This window comes from Aporhodopirellula aestuarii, from assembly GCF_023701485.1.
Classification (GTDB): domain Bacteria; phylum Planctomycetota; class Planctomycetia; order Pirellulales; family Pirellulaceae; genus Rhodopirellula; species Rhodopirellula aestuarii.
Map to the genome: position 1 here is coordinate 34,324 of NZ_JAMQBK010000014.1, position 21,483 is coordinate 55,806.

The 21,483-nt window shown below is 54.4% G+C and carries 12 protein-coding genes; 3 read left to right on the forward strand and 9 right to left on the reverse strand.

The features are described 5' to 3' along the window. Positions 1 to 456 precede the first annotated feature (456 nt). The 3 genes from NB063_RS04250 (at position 457) to NB063_RS04260 (ending at position 5,549) form a co-directional block, all read left to right on the forward strand. Entirely contained in the window at positions 457 to 1,836 is a 1,380-nt protein-coding gene (locus NB063_RS04250) for a Gfo/Idh/MocA family protein (RefSeq protein WP_250927502.1), read from the forward strand. Positions 1,837 to 1,894: 58 nt separating this feature from the next. Beyond that, a complete protein-coding gene (locus tag NB063_RS04255) occupies positions 1,895 to 2,854 on the forward strand; it encodes a family 16 glycosylhydrolase (protein WP_250927503.1) in 960 nt (319 codons plus the stop codon). A 238-nt stretch (positions 2,855 to 3,092) separates the two neighbouring features. Beyond that, a complete protein-coding gene (locus tag NB063_RS04260; RefSeq protein ID WP_250927504.1) occupies positions 3,093 to 5,549 on the forward strand; it encodes a hypothetical protein in 2,457 nt (818 codons plus the stop codon). A 120-nt stretch (positions 5,550 to 5,669) separates the two neighbouring features. Here the strand turns inward: NB063_RS04260 and NB063_RS04265 are convergent, their stop codons facing one another. The 9 genes from NB063_RS04265 to NB063_RS04305 all read right to left on the reverse strand — a co-directional run bounded on the left by NB063_RS04265 (position 5,670) and on the right by NB063_RS04305 (position 21,447). After that, on the reverse strand, positions 5,670 to 9,917 hold the full coding sequence (locus NB063_RS04265; protein WP_250927505.1) for a sulfatase-like hydrolase/transferase: 4,248 nt from the start codon (positions 9,915 to 9,917) through the stop codon (positions 5,670 to 5,672). A 647-nt stretch (positions 9,918 to 10,564) separates the two neighbouring features. After that, entirely contained in the window at positions 10,565 to 11,716 is a 1,152-nt protein-coding gene (locus tag NB063_RS04270) for a DUF1559 domain-containing protein (protein ID WP_250927506.1), read from the reverse strand. A 57-nt stretch (positions 11,717 to 11,773) separates the two neighbouring features. After that, positions 11,774 to 13,282, reverse strand: a complete 1,509-nt coding sequence (locus NB063_RS04275) for a DNRLRE domain-containing protein (RefSeq protein ID WP_250927507.1) — start codon at positions 13,280 to 13,282, stop codon at positions 11,774 to 11,776. 50 nt (positions 13,283 to 13,332) lie between these two features. After that, positions 13,333 to 13,863 (reverse strand): sigma-70 family RNA polymerase sigma factor, encoded by a 531-nt coding sequence (locus NB063_RS04280; protein ID WP_250927508.1) that lies wholly within the window; start codon positions 13,861 to 13,863, stop codon positions 13,333 to 13,335. 367 nt (positions 13,864 to 14,230) lie between these two features. Further along, complete coding sequence (locus NB063_RS04285; RefSeq protein WP_250927509.1) at positions 14,231 to 15,796, reverse strand: sulfatase family protein; 1,566 nt, start codon at positions 15,794 to 15,796, stop codon at positions 14,231 to 14,233. 164 nt (positions 15,797 to 15,960) lie between these two features. Next, entirely contained in the window at positions 15,961 to 17,421 is a 1,461-nt protein-coding gene (locus NB063_RS04290; RefSeq protein ID WP_250927510.1) for a sulfatase family protein, read from the reverse strand. A 414-nt stretch (positions 17,422 to 17,835) separates the two neighbouring features. Further along, on the reverse strand, positions 17,836 to 19,326 hold the full coding sequence (locus tag NB063_RS04295; protein WP_261367208.1) for an arylsulfatase: 1,491 nt from the start codon (positions 19,324 to 19,326) through the stop codon (positions 17,836 to 17,838). A 73-nt stretch (positions 19,327 to 19,399) separates the two neighbouring features. Next, complete coding sequence (locus NB063_RS04300; RefSeq protein WP_250927511.1) at positions 19,400 to 20,146, reverse strand: SGNH/GDSL hydrolase family protein; 747 nt, start codon at positions 20,144 to 20,146, stop codon at positions 19,400 to 19,402. A gap of 65 nt (positions 20,147 to 20,211) precedes the next feature. Further along, a complete protein-coding gene (locus NB063_RS04305) occupies positions 20,212 to 21,447 on the reverse strand; it encodes an alpha/beta hydrolase family protein (RefSeq protein ID WP_250927512.1) in 1,236 nt (411 codons plus the stop codon). Positions 21,448 to 21,483: the final 36 nt, after the last annotated feature.

A 21,483-nucleotide genomic window follows, 5' to 3' on the forward strand; every position in this document is an offset into this window, starting at 1 on the left:
CCGACTTCTTTTGGCCATGCATCCAATCCATAGATCAATTCTCACTTGCTCACGTGTAAACCAATGCGAAATCGATAGATCTCGGTATCTTTCCCAACCTCTCAATTGTTAACGATCGATCATTGATTTTTTTGGGTTTCTAACGGAGACTAGGCCTCAGTCTGCATTCAACCTTGGAAAGAAACACACGGGTCGTGCGTTACCGCTAATCGAATTTTTGGAACAACGCAAACGTCCGCTCCCAATCCGAGTTTGCATCCTGACAATTCGCTTGCTGGATGAGTTCGTTACTTGAAAGAGCCTCTTTCGGGATCGCGAAGAGGACAACCTTCGCGGTTCTCGGCTTCGCAGAGACCGAGCTATGTGAATGGCAAGCTCACAATCCCACCCCACACCCCACCTCAATTCCCGCTCAACGTCCTTTGATGGTTATCACGCTGGCGGAGGAGTGTTCTGATGAAACGTGTAACGCACACACAAAGCAACCGGCGCCAATTTCTCGCACAGGCGAGTGCGGTCACGGCAGCAGTTTCCGTCCCATACATTTTCACGACGCCGCGCGCGGCAGCTCAATCTAAAAACGAACGTCTGCGTTTCGCGCTGATCGGTGTTGGCGGAAACGGAACACGCACCGCTCCTGTCGGTAAAGAGTTCGCTGACTTGGTCGCCCTCTGCGACGTCGATTCGAGACACCTCGCCCACGGTAATGCGTTGCTGTGTGATGGCAAAGCGGATCTATACAGCGACTATCGCGAAATTCTCTCGCGTGAAGACATCGACGTGGTGCAGATTTCGACGCCGGACCATTGGCATACCAAAATCCTTGTTGAGGCGATGCGAGCAGGGAAGGACGCGTACTGCGAAAAACCTTTGACGCTCACCATCGACGAAGGAAAACTAATCCGCGAAGTGCAGCAGGAGACTGGCCGCGTCGTACAGGTCGGAACGCAGCAACGCAGTAGCTTCAATTTGTTCAACAAAGCGCTCGCCGTGATAGCGGACGGACGACTCGGCAAGCTGAAACGGATCACGGTCGGTATCGACGCGGGCGGATGGAGTCCCGAAATTCCCGTCGCGGAGGTTCCCAAGGAACTGGATTGGGATCGATGGTTGGGACCGACGCCCGTCATGGAATATCGCTACATGGACGATCCAAAACCGGGTACCAATCGCAATTACACCAACGGGCATACTCATTTTCGCTGGTGGTATGAACACTCCGGTGGAAAACTAACCGATTGGGGCGCTCACCATATCGATATCGCGATGTTAGGCATTGCAGCGGCAGGGCAAAACAACGACCCTGTCTCGGTCGGCGGAACAGCCAAACACGACGTTGAGTTCAAAGACGGAATACCCGTTCAACACAACCGTTACAACACCGCACGCGCATTCGACCTCAACGTCGCATTTGCCGATGGTGATGTCACGATGAATTTGCGGCACGACGTCGACAACGGAATTCTTTTTGAAGGCGAACGGGGACGGATTTTTGTTAACCGTGGGAAACTGGTCGGCGCACCAATCGAAGCTCTCGCCTCCAAACCACTGCCCGATGACGCGATCACGAAGGTCTATCGCGGCATGCCAATCGTCGGAAACGATCGGCATGCGCACTGGGCAAACTTCATTCATTCGATCGAGCACCGAACGTTGCCGATCTCGGACGTGCACTCGCACATGAAAATGCTCAACGTTTGCCACCTCGCCGGCATCTGCTGCCGCTTAGGCCGAACGATCCACTGGGACCAATCGACCGAAATGATTACGGGCGACGATTTAGCGGCCAGCATGATGAGCCGTCCGTATCGTGAGGGATACGAAATCGATAGCTAGCTGATCAAATTTGCTGCGTGTTGTCCCTTTTCTTTTTCACCATTGACCTAAAAATCTCATGAGTATGTTCGTCACCACAATCGCATCGTTAGTCGTGGTCGCGGTAATCAATTCCAATGTTCCCAATTCAAATCGCGGAACGACCCGTTATGAAGCTGCGATCAAGCATATCGAGAACTTGCCGGAACCGCCCGAAGGATTCCGCTGGGCGGTAAATCCAGACTTCACTGACGAGTTCAGCGGCGAGACGCTGGACCAGGAGAAGTGGTTTGCCAAGAGTCCGTACTGGACCAACGGGCGGCCGCCAGCAACGTTCAAAGCTGACAACGTTAGCCTGAAAGATGGTTTCCTGCGGATTCGCAACCGTCGTCTCATCCCGTCGGAGGGCAACGATGGCACGCCCGGCGACAAATACACGCTCGCCGGCGGCGCGGTCGCTTCGCGAAGCGATCAAGCATGGTATGGATACTACGAAACGCGGATGAAGGCGTCCGCGACGCCGATGTCGTCGACGTTTTGGCTAAAGAACATGCCACGGTCGATCCGCTACGTCACCGAGGAAGGCAGGATGGTCAAAGAAAGCCATCGACAAGAACTCGATATTATCGAGACGATCGGGACGCCAACTCGACCGGAGAACTGGAATCGCCAGTTCCATGCCAACACGCATTATCAAGTGAACGTTGGCCGCGGCCAAGATCCACCGACAGTGAGTGTGGGAGCTCCAAAGAACAGCACCACTGCGATCGAAAACACCGCCGAAGATTTTCATACCTACGCCGTTTGGTGGGTCGATCCCAATACGATGCACTTCTACTACGACGGCAAATTTCTATTCACGGTCAATCCGGGAACCGACTACAACCTGCTGCCGTTTGCCCGGCCAATGTACATGCACCTCGTTACCGAAACATACGATTGGGAACCAGGACTGCCGACGGACGAGATGCTGAACGACGAACAACGGAATAGCACACTCTACGATTGGGTGCGTTCCTACATTCTCGTGCGCAAGTAGATCGCCTGCCTGAGTCCGCGGAAGACGCAAGGGCGAACGTCAGCTCCCAAGGCTGCAATCACCAGCCGGAAACGTCAATCACAGACCGTTCGCGTGGCTTCTGCGTAAGGGACCGCGACGGTGGCGCTGGCGAACGTGTCGGGCGAGTAAAATTCCTCCGATGCATGCAGTCTAGGCAAATCAGCTCGCCGGGTACCCATTCCAGGTTCGAGCCTCATCTCAACAGCCCCCCTTTACGATGTTTCACTTGCTAATTCCGCGATACGCTTGTCAATCATTTCTCTTCGTGATGGTCGCGTTGTTTTTTAGCCGTTCATGTGTCCATGCGGACATCGTCCTGCTCGGAGAAAATCCGCCTAACGGAAATGTCAACGACGGCAACTTTGATCTCGTTCCGGGTTGGCAAACACATTCCTCGCCACACTGGACCGTCAATACTGGTCTGACAAGTGGCAACCACACCGCAGGTGTTGCGTTAGGGCAATTCCACGGCGCCGGTAACGCGATTACCGTCGTCGACTCACGCATACTCGACAACATTCAGGCGTACTCAAAACCAGTCGCGGGTAGTGTTCTTGAGTACAGCTTCACTGCACATGCACAATACGAGAGTCCCGCGTTCGTATCGTTCAGTTTGGTATTCGGTGATCACATCCGATTGTTGGCAGACGACGTTCCTATCAATGGCGGTGCGACGCCTCCGGATGTCTTTTCGGGACAGTATAAAGTGACCGCCGAAGATGCAAAGCAGGGAATGCCGTTCGTCCGGATCGGCATGAGTACCACTCAACCGATTACGATCTTCCTGGATAACGTGAACCTGCGTGTACTCGATACGGCTACCGCGGGCCCTTCTGCGTTAAACGCGACGGCCGATGAATCTGGTATCAAGCTTGCGTGGACCCCGCATCACAATTCCGCGGACGCACAATATCGAGTCTACCGACAACGATCCGACGCAAAGAAATTTACGTTTATTGGTCCCGCGAACAAGGCGTCGGAATTCACTGATCAATCGATCGTCAACGGGATCTCATACAGCTACGTTGTCACACGTGTATTGAACGGCGGCGAATCTTCCGCATCCCCACCGGAAATCGCTAGACGAATCGACACGCAACCGCCGTCCGGGCCACAACTCTTAAATGCGGTGTCAACAGATGCAGAAATTGAGTTGACGTGGGAATCCGATGACGAGGATGTTGCCACCTTCACGGTCTATCGGAAATCAAACGACGGTACTGAGTCGATCGCGTTGGCGACTGGGATTACTAAGAACACGTTTACCGATATCACACCTGTAAAAGGTGAACTGAATACTTACTTTGTTCGAGCGATCGATTACAGCGGCAATGAAGGCGAACTTTCGAATTCCGTATCGACACGGGTTCGAGCGATCCGCGGTGCGTCCTTCAGCGATCTGATCCTGCCGATGCCGATCCGCACCGAATTGCGCAGCGATCTGTGGGGTGCGGATGAAGTCTTGCCGCGCGACCCAAACAACGGAATCGAAGACCCGCAGTGGTCATACTGGGGTGGGCGTCCGGTTAAGGACGACGATGGCAAATATCACATGCTCGTCGTGCGCTGGCCCGAAAACGCACTGCGAGGTCACTGGGAATGGGTGAATTCCACCGTGGTTCATACCGTCGCGGAGGAACCAACGGGCCCCTACCGTCCGACCGGAGAGATCGCCTATCCGTATCAGAACGGGCAGGGACACAATGCAGATGTGATTCGACTCAACGACGGCACCTACTTGCTTTATTCGCTCATCAACTGGAAGCCCACGTTGCTGAGTTCGAAATCAATGCGTGGCCCCTGGAAAGTGCTCGGTGAAATGAGCGTCGAATACGACGCTGAGGCGCTCGGGGACAACCGCGAATATCAGGTGCAACGCAATTTGTCCGGGGTGCAACTAGACGACGGCAGTATGATGTTTGTGTCGAAATTTGGACGCATGATTCACAGTACAGACGGTTTGCTGGGACCCTACAAGGTACTAACCGACGTCGTGCAAAACAATGAAACGATCCCCGAACGATACCGCCATTCCAATTATGAAGATCCCGTCATGTGGAGAGACGATGTTCAGTTCCATCAGATCATCAATGCCTTTTTGGACTACCGGGCGATCTACCTAAGATCACCCGACGGGATCCACTGGAAGTGCGATACCGGTTTGGCATACACACCCGATTGCACCATCTACGAAGACGGCACTTGGACGCGATGGCATAAACTTGAGCGACCACACGTCTTGCAAGATGAATATGGTCGTGCCACTCATCTTTCGCTTGCGGTGATCGATACGGTCAAGCGACAAGATTATGCAAACGACAAGCACAGTTCGAAGAATCTGATCATTCCGTTGGTCGTACACAAACGGCTCGGTCTCCTTAACGATTCACCGATCTCTTCTCAAACAGATAGGATTCAAATTTTGGTGCATTCCGAAGAAGGATTCGACGCTCAGACCGACATGAACCTTGGCAGCCTTCGATACGGCGCTGCGGAGGAGGTCAACTTTGGCGGAGGGAGTCTGGTCGTGACGACGGAAAAACACGATCGAGGGTTGGTACTCGTCTTCGAAGGAGAGTCCACCGGTCTTACCGAGCAAAATTTCGCCGGCAAACTGATCGGTGAATCTCGGGGTGGTGAACTGATCGTCGGCTTCTCAAAGCTGAGCCGATAACGAGTATCGAAGAATGATACCGTAAGTCAGGCTGGCTCCCACCGAACAAAACCATTTCGCCCGGTGGTTGCCCTACCCGTTTGCGCTCAGCGGAACCGAGGACAACGATTCGGTTATCTCTCACTCGTACGTGAACGTTGCAGTCGCTTGGCAATTTGCGTCGGAAACCAAACGCACCCAGCTCGCGGAGAAACCATCGGCAAACGAATACTGCAACGTTTCGCTGGGCTTGACTTCGACGCGGTCTAGCGGGCACCAGAGTCCGTCGCCGTTGATGTCGACCTCGATCGTAAAGCGAACCGGTTCGCTTTGATCGTGTTGCAAAGTCAACGATTTGCGATCGTAGCCGGTCATCAAATAAGGATCCGAGGGTGTGTCCTTTTGGATATCGGAGTCTTTCCATGGACCACCACGACCTACTGGTTTGCCAAGCTTCCACAAGTCGTCGACGCCACCAAACCACAACGAAGCGCTGCCGTCCGTTGCAGAAAAGACGTGTTCATCATCCGATACGCCTTGTTTCGTACCGGCAAGTACGAGGAGACCGTTCCACGAACAATAATCCGTGATCTGTTTCGAGTGGCTCGATACCGGTCGAATTTGGTTCCACGCCGGCGGAGCCCCGTTGGTTACCAACGGCAACTCGTAGAACGTTCCGTGAATATTGGCGAGAACGCGTTCCGATTCGACTTCGCGGACATCGCGAGGCCAACCCGATTGGAACGGTTGATCGTACGCGACGTGGCCCTTCGGCAGTCGCAGCTTCATACCGTGATGGCTCACGATCACCGACGCGTCGTCGACCGTGAACTCGGGCTCGACACGCAGTCGTCGCTGCAAATCCGAGTCGGGTTCGGTCGCGACGAACTCAAAGTCTTCCTTCGTAAAGTCGAATTCGAGCTTGTCACCGGTGATCACCCTTAAGTTTCGATTCCGCTGGGCAGGATAGACTAGCGCCGAGAGAGCGTTCGCGTCATCGACGTCAGCCAATCCTGCAAACAACGCGTGATTCTCGGAAGTTGATCCGTCGACAAATTGACTCGCCGTTTGGTGTAAGAACGCGGTCGCGACGCAGTTACGATTGGTCTCTAGGCGTAGCCAAACCGCATCGAGATCGTTCGGAAGTGGATGAGCAACGTAGCCGTTATCGGCAACGCTTACCTCCTCGAGGTTCGTCCACTCACCGTTCCCCTTGCGATCGACCTGCAAAGTGAATACGACCGGACTGGATGCTGATTCGGACTCCGTTGCCTCTTTCGCGGGTACCGAGACACTGGCCAACCCAGTTGCCTTGATCGAAACGGTTTCACCGTCACGCGGCTGCACAAAGGCGAGATGCGGCATTCCGTACGAACCTTTGCTATGTTCGAGTTCGTTGGCGGGAATGGAAATCGTTCCGGCGGCAAATTCACGCACGTAGACGCGGTCATGATGGTTGCTACCCCACGTCACTCCTAAATCGGTGAGTCGCCAAGACGGCGGTAGTTTGGGATCGCTTCGTTTGTCCACGGCGAGGTAAACGTTCACGGGCGAATCGACATTGAATGAAAAACCCGGTGCTGGCTTACGCCAATCTCCGCGTGGAATCGAGACTCGGGTAAGTTTGGCAAGCATCGGTGGCAGCGAGTGAATCGTCTGCTGGTCCGCCGCACGCAGTATATTTTCGGCGACAAGTGACTTTTTACCGACCGTCAGATGCAAAAGACGTCGATCGAATCCCGCGATGAGAAACGGATCCGATGGGGTGTTTGCTGCGACAAAATCCTCAATCCATGGACCGCCATAAGCCGACGCGGGCCCCCACGATTTCAAGTCGTCAAACTCACCGAACCACAAATTGCTCTGCGGTTGTCCGGCGAGAGGATTGCCCTGAATGCTGGTCTCGTCACTCGCCAAAACGAGTTTGCCATTCCACTCGCAAAAGTCTGGCACGTACCTGAGGTGGCTACCGATCGGTCGGATGCCAGCCGAGTTTTGAGAGGAAAACGTTTTTGGGAATTCGTAAAACATGCCGTGCATATCCATCATCCAGCGGCCATCGGTGATCTCGCGGATCCGTGGCCATTCCGTATACCAACCATGGCTCGCATCGTTGCAATAGGCGGCTTTGGGAAGCAGGTAAGTGTGCCATTTGCCGTGGTCGAGCACCTTCAGTCGCACCGATCGTCGGTCCCAACCCATTGTCCAAATGGGATCGTCCCCGTCGCTGCCGCCTGTGATTCCGCGTGGACCCGTGACTTCGGTGAACTGACGTCGCTCGACGATGTTCCAGTTCTCGCCGTCGTACTCAGCCAAAACGCCACGTTCTTCTGCGTTCTTCGCTTTTCCGCCAACTAAAACGTCTTTGTAATCGCCCACGTGCAATTCGCCGTTGTTTGACACGACGAGTCTTCCCTGTGAGGTGTACCCGCCCTTACCGTGCCATCCTGGCACTGGCTTCTTAAACAACCGCGACACCGCGAGTGTATGAACGTTGGCTTCCCAGATGGATCCTTCCATATCAATGTAATAGACCATGTTCTTGGGGTTCTTCAGATGCCGCGCGATCGCAGTCACTCGCATTGGCATGTCCTTTGGCGAAATCGTACGGACATTGCCTTTGGCATCGATCAAGTAGTGGGCGATCAAGAGCTGGTTCGACTCTTCATGGATCATTCGACCGGCAGGCGTCCCTCCGACGCTCTCAGGATGAACTGTCATCGGTTGCGTCAGATCAGGGTCAACCGAAAACAGCTTATGTTCGCTACCATTTGGCTGGTGCGGTGCGTAGTTGACCATCCATAGTTTGCCCGCCCAGGGAACGATTGCGCCGATACCGCACTCGTTATGCCCCGATATGTAGTGACCGCCGTTTTGGCTGTAGATACCGTACGTCGTCAGGTGGGGGTAAACGCCGCTGATATGGATATCGGTTCGAACGTCGCCCGCTCCTGAAGAGGCCTCAACGCGACGCCGGGCGGTTAACTGCACGGCGTTGGATTGAAGCGAGGTGCGTTGTTGCGTTAACTGCTCCGAGAGTTGCTGTACCTTTTCTTTGTACTCAGGATTGTCGGCGAGGTTAGTCTGTTCGATCGCATCAGATTGCAGGTCGTATAGTTCCCTAAACACGCCATCGGCGTCACCCTCAAGATGCGTTTGAACATATTTCCATCGATCATCTCGGACTGCCCACAGAGGCTGGCTGCCCAATTGAGGCGTCGGCGCTTCATACAGGAAGCTTGTACGCCAACTCGATGGAACATTGCTCTTAACAATCGGCAGAAGACTTTTCCCGTCCATCGATTCTGGAACCGGCAAACCCGCTAGCTCATAAATGGTAGCCGTCAGATCAATGTTCAGAACTAACGCTTCACTGACCTTGGCTTCGGTTTGCGGTCCGGCAATCGCCATCGGCACGTGCATCGATTCCTCGTAAGGCAGCACTTTGCTGGTCATGCCGTGCTCACCCAACAGCCATCCGTTGTCGCCCACAAACAGGATCCACGTTTCGTCCTGCACACCGAGCCGGTCGAGTTCATCGAGAACGCGGCCAATTGCCCGGTCCATTTGTTCGACACTCGCGTAGTAATCGCGAGTGTGACCCTGAATCTTCTCCGGTGAATCGTATCCGTAATGCAACGCTTGGGTTCGATTGCGAGACGTTTTGAGGTATTCCGGCTTCCCGGACAAGTCATCATTCCAAGTCTCCGGCAGAGGCATCTTTTCTGAATCGTGCGAATCCAGATACTCTTGCTCCGCGGGCCACGTGTGCTTGTGGTCCATGTGTGGAACCTGAGTGCACATCCAGAGGGCGAACGGTTTGTCGGCTTCGACCGAACGTTGAATAAATCGAATCGACTCGGCCGCCGTCACGTCGTCCACAAACCCCGGCATCCTTTTGGATTCACCATTAATGGTGAACTGCCGATTGTACCAAGGGCCATTGGACCAACACGTCGAAACGAATTCGAAGCCGCATTGTTCCGGCTTTGTCTTGAGATGCCATTTTCCTGTCACGCCGGTAGCGTATCCTGCATCACCGAGTGCATTGGCAAACGTTGTCTCGCCATCGTTAATCGCCACGTTTCCAACCGATGTGACACCGTTTCTACTGCCGTAACGTCCGGTCAAACAAGCCGCACGACTGGGCGAACAGATCGCGAGTGTAACGAAGGCGTTTTCGAATCGCGTTCCCCGATTGGCAATGCGATCGAGATTGGGAGTCGACAGCAACTCATTGCCCGCCGCACTCCAACCGTCTGCGCGGTGGTCGTCGGTCAAGATGAACACAATGTTGGGCTTGTCGCTGTCACCGAATGCAGCGGTTGCGTTGAAGATTGACGTGATTGTCAGGCACGTGAGAATGATTCGGATCGATTGGTGTTTCATGGAGATGGGATCTTGGTGGACTGTCGGATTGGGGTCCGCCCGCACTTTTCGTGGACGGATGGCTTCGTGTCATTTGATCATGACGATTACTCTGATGCGGTGTTTGCGTTAGCGTTATCAGATGCATTCTGAGCTTTGATGGCGTCCCAATCGACACCCTCGGGCGTATCCAATTTCCGAGCCGACGTATCACGTGAACATCCCGTGGGAATTGTCAAAAAAACCAGTACGAGACAACTTGCGATAAGGAAAACGACACGGTTGCGATTGAACATGTTTTATATTTCCTATTTATAGATAGCGGTTAGATTTGATGATGAAGTCGTTAAGTCAATTGCGATAAAAGTATTTTCGATTGGAAGTGCGTCTGCGAGGACAGTGCGTTATCAGCATTAAAAATGAGTGTGAGACCGGACGGCTTGCGCCGTTCCGCTAAGACTTGTAGTGGCAGCGCACGAGCCCTCCAATTCAGGCAATTCGCATATTCATCTTTGACGAAGCACGATGCACGACCATCTCACCGACCGATGTGTCGATCGGATCCGCGACCGATTCGGCGATCGGTCCATTTGCCACCGATACGGAGTCCGTACCGGCGGCGGTCGTTCTTATCGAAGCGTTCGGACCGCCTCGTTTCAGATGCGGAACTATGGGAGAGAAACGGTCTCTTTGGCTGCTTGGGTTCCGAGGGCACCCCAAACACCGTATGGACTCTGTTGTCCGACGTTGTTGTAGTTCTTTGAGATGCTGTCAGCCTCCGGGTTGCCAGCCTCAATTGAGTCGGTGATGAACGTGACGCTGCCGTCTGCCATCAAGATATGGACGCCGCCTTGGTGCCGGCTGCCGGAGCTGTAGATTCCCGACTGCCACGCCACGCCCCAGTCCAATGGGCAGGTAGGGGAATTCGGTGGCAAGACGGTGGTGAATCCACTGATCATCAAGAAACTGTCGAACCATCGAGCGCCGCGAGAAGCACCACCGGTGTTCCACAATGGAACCGAATCAGCGATGAACTGAGGTCGTTGCGGGTTGGCAACGTCCAGACACAGCTTTCCGCTGCTTCCCAACGCGGAGCTGTTCCCGAGATGCGATTTGTCGACGACTGAACCGTTGATTTGCCGATCGCCCAGATCGGTTGCGATCTCACCCATGGCTACGGTGTTTGCCAAACCGTCGAGCACGTCACGGAACCGCCCCGCGACTTGCGGACGAAACATTTCACGAAACGCACCACGATCCAAGAATGCATTGGTCGAGTTGTACCCAACACGCAGGATCGCATCACCGTGACAGAACGCGTAATTCGTCATGCCGTTGCCGGTGGGCGACGTTCCCGGGTCGCTGGGGCAACGCAGCGTTGGGATCTCGGTTTGCCAGGGATCGTAAATATCCAAATCTTCCCAAACCCTTGGCCCGAACGCAGGCCACGAGCCGTTGGCATCCAAAATGGTTGGCTGAGCTGGCGTCTCTCCGGCTTCCGGTTGATGCGGATTTGAGAGTTGTTCCCAGATCGCCTGCTGTTCAAAGAACGGTAGGAAGCCCACCATCGCGCCGAGACGTCGTTGATTGACAAGGCCAGAGGACTCGATGCCGGTCCCCGTTCCATTGGATGGCAGACGATCATAAGCAGAATGATAGTTGTGCATCGCCAACCCGATCTGCTTGAAGTTGTTGCTACATGACATACGCCGGGCCGCTTCTCGAGGCGCTTGAACGGCCGGTAACAGCAGTCCGACAAGCACCCCAATGATGGCAATCACCACCAACAACTCGACAAGGGTAAAGGCTCTTCGTTTCATAGGATTACACCAATTCTCATAGGGAAAAAATCAGAAAGACAACACGGAAAGACAATGCTAATTTGCCTGTGAATTTGATTGTCGCCCTACCAAGCGAATGGCGGGCGGGAATGCGGAGGGGTGCTCTTTACTCGCAAATGCGTGTACCAACCCACCGCCATCCCAGTGGTTTTCGCGGGTTTCGCGGACGACGATGAGCGTGATAACTCCATTCGTGTCTGATTCAATGAACTCACGAATCGATTTACTCTTCAGCCCAACGGATCCGGTTTGAATCCCCTGTGGGATCACAAACGATCCCAACGGAATCGTCAGGTTCGGGTCGACCGCATCGGCTGCGGAAGCATTGGCGGGTGCGTTCTGCCAGTTGATTGATTGCTCGTCCCAGTCATCCAACGACTCATCCACGATTCCATACACTCGACAGACCGCGTCCTTTTGTCGGGTCACGTAGCCGAGTTCACTTGGAACGAGAGTAAAACGTAATTCAGCGGAATCAATCTCAAGTTCCTTGGCCGACTCGACATCGAATGAAACATAGACCTTGCGATCCCACTCCGAACGATGCGACACGCAGTGTTTGAGTAGCAACATCTCGTCTGACTCATAACCGCTGCTGAGTTCTCGCCAAACGAACGCATCGCGGCCTCGACCTTGCGCAGTCGTTATTAATCGTGTCTTAATGCCTTCCGCCGGTTCAGGCCTCGTTTCTTGGGACGGGATCGAAACCTCCATGGCGTCGTCCGATCGATCAATATTGCTCGCATTGACGCTAATCATCTGTGTCTCAACCAAACGGTGAGACTCACCGGAGGAACGGTTCGTCACATCCACTTCGCCGGACAAAACCCGGACTCCAGTTCGCCCCCCGTCTTCGACGCGAACTGAAAACTCGGTTCCCAGATCCAGCACTTCACTCGTCGGGGTAATCACCCTGAAACCGATCTCTGCGCCCGGTACCGCCGCCAACAACAGCCCCGATGAAACCTCACACAGTGTCAACGATTCCAATCGCAGCGACACCGGACCTTCGAGCGACAACTTCACGCCGTTATCGAGCTCGATTTTGGCAAGGCCTTCAAGCAATTCCAGCTCACCCTCCGCCAAACGTGCTCCGCGATGCGTCGGCAAGGTGCTCGTTCCCCACTTGCAGTGCGTCAAACTGGTCACGGTTGCGAAGGCGTTCGGCTCCCGCGCTCGACTGTTAAAACCACCCCACCAAAACGCGACCAACACCAGCGACATGGCCACTGCATAAACGATAAGCGTTGACCATCGACGCCCAGAAGGCTGGACGACACAATTCCCATCCCCCGATACCGACTGCTGAAACAGCGTGTCTAACATCTTCTGCCCAGGAACAGCCAAGTTCTCGTTCGATTCGGCGTGATATCCATCCAAAACGTGGCTCAAGTGCGAGCCCATCATCATGTATTCGACGTAAAACTCGCGCGACTCAGGGTCAGCAACGAGTTCTTGCAAGCGGCCCCACTGGGCATCCGTTACGGTTTGCTCACGCACCGCATCACACAGTTCAAACAGTTCTCTGCGTCGTTGTTGATCCATCACTCGATACTCTCAGTGTTGGTAATTCCCATGCAGTTTCTCAATGCCATTCACTCCGCGGCGGACAACTTGCGACGCGTGCACTCAAACAGCGTCCGGTGAATGCGCGACATCGCCTTGTACATGCCCTCGATAGGACGTCCGACCGCCTCGGCTACCGATTTGATCGTGGCACCTTCCTCGTAACGGCGTTTGAGCAACTCGCTATCTTTCACGTTCAGCGACGAAAGACATTCGTTCAGAATTTGCATGCGCACGTCCATGTTGCCGCTGCGTCGCTCGACGTCATCAGCGATCTCCTCGCACAACGATTCGTCGAAAATCATCCGCACTTTTCCTCGGATTCGCGTCAGCGACAACACTTCGTACCGGGCGATTCGAAATGCCCACGCTGTGAAATCCGAACCCGATTCGTACTGCTGGAACTTCTGCCACATCACGACCGACGTGTTCTGCATCACGTCTTCAGCGAGATCTCGGTCGGGAAGAAGTGTCTGGATGAAGGTCTGGATACGGCGATGGTTTGCCGACAGCAGACGAACAAACTCAGCCTGTTGTTGTCGTGAATCTGTCGTGGCCACCGGTTTCACCGCCTTCAGCTAGCGTGTCGCGTTATCTGACTGGGAAACGTCGCCTAGCTCCAAAAACTGGAGGGAAAAAACATGAGAAAGTTCCAGAAACTCCCCAAAACGCCCCGAAAAGCGAGTGTAGCCCCCCTTCCGGTCGTAGGCCGGCCGAAAACTTCGGTCGAGACCGGACGACTCTCGCCACTGCCGCAACGCTTTTTGCGACACTGCCCCCCGGATGGAGCGATTTTAGACGTCAAGCTTGCCTAAGCCCTGGAACGTCAGTGTACGAGAGATCCACGCGGAGATTGACCTATCGGCATGCTCCGCCGTTCGTATTGTTAGATGCGATTCAGCCCGCGAGCGGCGAGATCGCCACCGATCAGCGATCTGCGTTGGCGCGGCGAGCCTTCCGTTTTTCGGCTGCGTCAGGGTTCGAGTTCTGCCGCGCAGCCTTCTGCATCAGCGGCTGTTTCATTTCCAGCGGGATCGTTCGGTCAAACAACGTTCCAAAACGTTGATAGTCGTTGTAGTCGACCGACTGGGATTTCCAATTCTGCAGCTCCCCGTCGTACTTAGCCCGCATCGTCTCGAGAACCGCGCTGTATTCCGGATTGGACGCGAGGTTCTTCAGTTCCAACGGATCATTGTGGGTATCGAAGAGTTCTTCGACCGCTGCAATTTTGTTGTCTTCGTACCACCAATACGTGTATTTGTACTGCTTCGTTAGGCACGTCAGACTGGTCGTCGCTTCGGGCCCCCAAGTGTTGATGAAGGCGAGTTGATCGTGCCCACCTTCTTTGGGATCTTGCAGGAGACTAAGCAAACTGACCCCATCCACGTTTGACGGTCGTGGTACACCGGCCAATTCCAAGATCGTGGGTGCAAAGTCGATATTGCCAGTCAACGCCTCGCAGCGAATCTGCTGTCCGTTGAGCGGGCTGCGTGGATCGTAGATCATCAGCGGCACGCGAGCGGACTCTTCCATCGGCAATACCTTCGACGCATAACCGTGCGAACCACAGATGTAACCGTTGTCGCTGGTGTAGATCACGACCGTGTTGTCCGCGATACCTTGCGTTTTCAATTCGTCGCGGATCATGCCCAAGGCGACATCGATTCCATAAATCTGCTGATGGTATTTCGCCATTTCGCCATCGTAATCGGTGTCGTATTTCCATTCGCTGAATCGCGGGTACTGCCTTCCCATCTTGCTTTGAGGCGACAGATGATCGGCAAACTCCCTGCCGAAGTTTGCTGGCTTGGTGAATGTCTTTCCCGCGTAGATGTCGTCAAACCGTGGATCGGGCGTTGCCGGTTTGTGCGGTGCTTTGAAACTGATCGAGAGACAAAATGGCTTTTCTTTCTCGACCGAGTCACGAATCACATCACGTGCAAATGCGCCGTATGAAAGAGTCGAGTGTGGGTATTCCTCGGCGTACTTTTGCATCGATCGATTGGCTTTGGTCACGTAAGACGACTGCCCCGGAGCACCGCCCCAATAATCGAAGTCGGATTCACAAAGTCCCTTACCCTGTACCACAATTCCAAACTTGCCCGCAAACGCGGTTAAATATCCCGCTTGACGTAACAAGACCGGATAGCTGTTGGCCCAAACCTCCGGTTTCATGTCGCCGTGCGAGAAATTGCAACCGGTCTTGTACTCATACATTCCGGTAAAGATGTTGGCACGACTCGCCATGCAAATTGCGGTCGTGTTGTAGTGGTTGTCAAAAAGCACGCCATCCTTTGCGAGCTGATCCATATTCGGCGTTTTGACGTCCGGATTGCCATAACACCCCACTGAATAAGTCGATTGGTCATCGGCGAGCAGAAAGATGATGTTGGGCGGTTGGGAACTACTTTCCGCCGCAGGTGAACTATCAACCCAAGCCGTTTGACATAAAACGGCCAGGCAGACGAGATAGGGGTATGTCACTGACTTCATCAAGTTTCTCCGGGAGGTTGGCTATGAATCAAATTGTCTAGGGATCGAACGCTTCGTTGATTGACCAGTATTTCGCCCATCGCTTGATCAACTGTTAAACATTCGTTGGCTGCTGTTGTTCGCAACGCGAGATCGGTTAGGGGCAATCGCTCCAGTGTTTGCACTTAACGTGCTTTTCGCTTCTTGATTGGTGCTTGGAGCGTACGTGGTCCTTCGTCGAAGAGTCGCACGTCGCTGCCGGTATGGAAGCGATCTCCCAATTCTTCCCTCGCTCGTTCGATCCGTTTCATTAACGAAGCGACAATTTCTGGATGCTGGGGCGCGACGTTAGTCGTTTCGCCCGGATCTTCATCAAGGTCGAACAGCATCGTTTCGGGGACTGCTTCGATCATTCGCCCCCACCAACCGAGTCCGGCGGGCGCGTTTTCTCTCGGGAGAACCAGTTTCCACTTGCCGGCGCGAACACCGGTTAGCATGCACCCCGAGTAATAGAGATAATCATCTCGAGGGCTCTCGTCGGTTTGCCGTGTGAGGAACGCGGTCGCGTCTTTTCCGTCCAGGGTGACATCGGGAACTGACGTGCGTGCGAGATTCGCAAACGTCGGCAACAGGTCCATCGTGCTGAGCAGTTCGTCGGACTCCCATCCCGCCGGAATCTTCGATGGCCAGCGGGCGATAAATGGCACGCGGCAACCTCCATCCCATGCCGACATTTTCCATCCACGCAGCGGATCGGCGTTTCCGGAGTGGTCGCGTGGAATGAGTGCGGCTGCCTTCGGTTTCATCCCGCGAGTTGTCTCCACCCATGGACCGTTGTCCGATGTGAACACAACCAACGTGTTATCGTCGATGTCGAGTTCCTTCAGAGTCTTTAGAATCTCGCCGCATGACCAGTCGATTTCTTCGATGGTGTCTCCATAGAAGCCGCCCGCCGATTTCCCTCGGAATCGTTCCGATGCCCCGAGCGGGATGTGGGGCATGTTGTGGGCGAGATACAGAAAGAATGGTCTTTCGCGTTTCTCCTTAATCCACCGGATGGCCTCGTCGGTGTAGTTTGCGGTGATGTCGTTCCAGTCTTCGACGGCTTCCACGACTACCTCCTGATTCCGCATGACGGGACTTCGCATGGCGGTGTCATCCACATTAACGGTGTACCCGTTGAATCGGGGAGTTCCGTAGAAGTAGTCGAACCCCTGCGCATTGGGCATCGTCGATGGTAACACGCCACCAGGAGCGTCTTTTCGGTCAAGCCCCAAGTGCCATTTCCCGATCATGCCCGTGGCGTATCCGGCATCTTTGAGTACTTCTGCTAGCGTGATCTCTTCGGGGTGAGGAACGGTGTGCAGACGTTTGATGTTTTCAGGCTCGGCGACGCGAATCGGATAAGAGCCGGTCATCAGCGCCGCTCGCGAGACGCCACACACGGGCTGAGCATAGAAGCTCGTCAGACGCACGCCCTCCGCCGCCATCTGATCGAGAATCGGCGTGCGAATCGTCTTCGACCCGTAACAACCAAGATCCTGGTAACCCTGGTCATCGGTCAGTATCAAAATGATGTTCGGCGGCGACTCCTCGCCACGAGCGTCGCCCATGCATAAGTTCGCGATGAGCAGCAACAACAGCATTCGTAAACAAATCGTAGGATCGAAACATCGAGTCATATCGTCATTGCAACCATTCCGAATAACGTCTCAGGCGAATGCACGCGGCATTCGTTGGCGAAACATCATTCGAGCAAGGAAAAAAAGCGGTCAGATAAATCATTTGCGGCATACCTGAAATCACGCACACGGTGATACCGTGTTGAGACTCGAACGGTGACAATGAAAACGACCAAAAGGGAAATGCGGTGCCTCAAACCGAGAGACACCGTCATTCCTAGTTAACGTAAGTCAGTGTTGGCGTTTTCTAACCCCGTCCAAAGGATCGAACGAGACGATAGGCGTGCACGACGTGATAGGCATGCGTCACGTCACGTCTTGCCACGCCCCCCTGGGCGGAACAGCCATAGGGAGGGCGACGTCGCACCACGCTGATCCTTAGAGAACGGGAGCGTTCCAATTCGGAATCCCTGCGTTCTCTTTCTGTTTATTAAACTGAGTCGCGAACGGCTTCTCGACGTCCAATGACGCGTCTTCATTGACCATCATCGGACGAACCTCGGCCCACCACGCGTCGAACGCACGTAGCATTTCAGACGCAACCTCAGGATGACTCTTCGATACGTCGGTAGTTTCGCCTGGATCGTTTTCGATGTCGTAGAGTTCATCACCGACGAGCCGCCATCGTTCGTTGCGGACCGCGAAGCCCTTATACTTCGCTTTTTCTGGATCCGTGTTGCCTTGTCCCCAGCGGTTCGGTGCGCCCTTTTTGTTCCAGCGTCCCACGTGGAAGAACAGGTTGCGATCTGGCCAGTCGGACTTGGGATTTTTGATCAATGGGACCAAACTGCGACCATCCAGTTCGACACTATCAGGAACAGTCGCTCCGGCAATTTCCGCGAGCGTCGGAAACAAATCGAAATGGCGAGTGACGCGATCGACATCCACACCGGCGTTCGTGAGTCCGGGTAATCGCATGAAAAGAGGCACGCGTGAGCCACCTTCGTGGGGCGATCCCTTTTTGCCCTTCATATCGTAGTTAAACGTACCCGCCGCCGAACCATTGTCGGTCATGAATATCAACAGTGTGTTGTCGGAAAGCTGCCACTCATCGAGTTTTTGCATCAACAATCCCATGTTCTCGTCGATGTTGGTAATCATCCCAAAGAACGCGGCGGACTTGGCTGAGCATTTATCTTTGTAAAGGTCAGAGTACTTCGCATCGACGTTGTACGGGGCGTGTGGCGCGTTCGTTGCCAAGTAAGCAAAGAACGGCTTGTCGGCGTCCTTCTTTTCTTTGATCCATCCGAGCGTTTCACGGAAAAAGACATCCGTGCAATAGCCTTCTGTTTGCACGAAGCGATTGTTGTCTTTAATGATCGGGTTGAAATAGCTCGTGCCTGGCGCGTCACTTTGCGAGCCGGCAAAATTCTGCCCAATACCACCAGCACCGTGAATGAACGATTTGTCGAAACCACGATTGTGCGGCTGGTAAGGATCTTCGTCGCCGAGGTGCCATTTACCAAAAATGCCGGTGGTGTATCCGGCGTCGCGGAGCACTTCCGCAATCGTCGTGGAACTGAGGGCCATCCGGTCGCGTTCCAGAATCGTATGCGTAATCCCGTTTTTGAACGGTGCCCGCCCCGACATCAGCGCTGAACGAGTGGGAGCGCACGTGGGGCTGGCGTGGAAGTCGGTAAAGCGAGTGCTTTGTTCGTAAAGTTTGTCGAGATTGGGAGTCTGTAAATACGGATGTCCATGACAAGCCAAATCGCCGTAGCCTTGGTCGTCAGTCATCACGAGAACAATGTTAGGTGATGTAACACCATCGGTTTGGGCGGCGACGGGCGTTGCCCATGCAATCACGAGGAGAGTCAATGCGACCCATGCAAAACTTTTATACTGTCGGGAGTTTACTGTGGTGGTCATATTGCGGTGCTGAGATGGAGGTGGGGCCGCGGCTCATTCGGGAAGGAAAGAGACGGGGGGAGGGTTGGTTCTATTACAATGACTTTTCAATCGCGGCGGCGACTTGTTCGGCGAGGTATTCGGATCCCTGTTTGTTGAAGTGAACGTTTTTTGGCAACTGCAACTCGGATAGCTTACCTTCGCAGGCGGCGTATAAATCATTCACTTCAATTTCGTGTGCCTTCATGATCTTCAGTGCCGCTTCGTTGTAGCGTGCGGGGGCATCGACTTCGCGCAGCGGACCACTGCTGTCGGCGACGACCGGAGTCGTGGTTGCGAAGATCAGTTTGGCACCTGTCGCCTCCAATTTCGCGACAATCGATTCGAGGTTCTTGCTGTATTGCTCGACGGTGGCTTGCACCGGATCGGTTGCCTTGGTGGAGTTTTGGCTTGTTCCTGGTTTGGCAACATGTTTGAGATCATGCAGTCCCCAATTGAAATGGATCACATCCCATTCATTTCCAGCGAGCCAGCGATCGATTTGCTCCACGCCAAATGTCGTTCCGCTGCAGTTTTGAGGTCTTTGGCCGTTGGCAGACATCGGGCGATAGACGTTCGCCTTGCCTTGCAGTTTCGCCCGCAACGGCAATCCGTACCCGATCGAGATCGAATCACCAAGAATTAAGACGTTGGGCAACGCCGGGTCGGGAGTCATTTGCCAAGATCGTGCGACCGCAGCGGCACGTGCATTCGGTTTCGGTTGGGTCGCTTTTTCTTGCGCGTTCACGGCCGCGGTAACGACCAGCAGCATCACCAGGGAGGACAATATCGCTCTCATCATGTTTTCAATCGGTGGGGGAGGGAGGGGAGGGAGGGGAGGAGGGATTTGGGAAGGGACAGGAAGGACTATTTGCGTCTTTCCTGAAAATCGGAGCTAGCGGTTAGCTTACCGCTGTTTGCGTTGACAAACCACGCCGTCGCTTGAGGGGGCAACGAGGCGGACACCGTCCACTCATCACCGGAGCGGGAGAGCACAGCGGACGAACTGGTCCATTCGCGATCACCGGTGACTCCGTCATCGGCGGTCCATACCAAGGAGGCCTTGTCGAATGGTTTGGTCGACTCAAACGTGACCTGAACTTCGTCGCCATCCAGGGTTGCGATGGTTTGCTGGCACCAAGGTTTGCCATCATCAATGATACTTTGTGCGAACGCGTAGCTGTCCGGCGGATTCCAACCAGCACCGTGGCCGTGCTTCATCCCGGGTATCAAGGTTACCAGGTGAGGGCCAGGGGCGGCTTGATAGCACGCCGCTTGGCAGTCGAGAGGGAAGTGCTGATCGCCTGGCCAGGACAGCCATTGGACCGGCATGTTGACTCGATCCATCCGCACGACTGGATCCCATACCCTTTTGTAGAGCTCATTATTGCCGAGAGCACGACCATACTGGTTTCCCGCGTTGAACAGGTGCCCACAACCATAAGTTGGGATCGCGAAACGGAACCGCGTATCGATACCGATCACGGTACTGGTGATTACACCGCCCCAAGAGATTCCCGCGACGCCCACGTTCTCGGAGTCGACTTCGGGGAGAGAGCGAAGCAGCGTGTTCGCCAAACCCGTATCGGCCACGGCGTGATACATCCACTGATCTTTTAGCGGATTGGCGGAGTCGCCATAGATGCCGTCACGTTGCGGTCCCGCCCAAGAATGCCGTTGCCAACCCTTGCGATCCTCGGCACGCTTGTCGGTCTGTCCTTCGACCGCGATCGAGATGGCCGCAAAACCATGGCTGTTCCACTTTTCCACCCATTCTTTGAACGCGGTTCCTCCGCCGCCGTGAACCAACACGACACCGGGTAATTTCCCCGTCGTGTTTTCGGGAATTCCCAACCAAGCGAAAACCCGTGTCGGTTTTCCTTGCCAAGGCAAGGCCTCAAAATAGATCGCGCGGAGATCGCCATCGGTCTCGTCGGTTTCGAAAACACGCGGCGTCTCGGTCAGGGAACCAAGATCGAGCACCTGCTGGCGTGCTACCGCGAAATCATCCGCCACCGCCAACACATCTGAGCGTGTGATGCTGGACAGGACAAAGAGAACGGCAATCAGATGGACTGCCGGAAAACCACTCATACGTTTCATGTGCACTATCGCTTGATTCGAGCCGCCTTCTCAGAA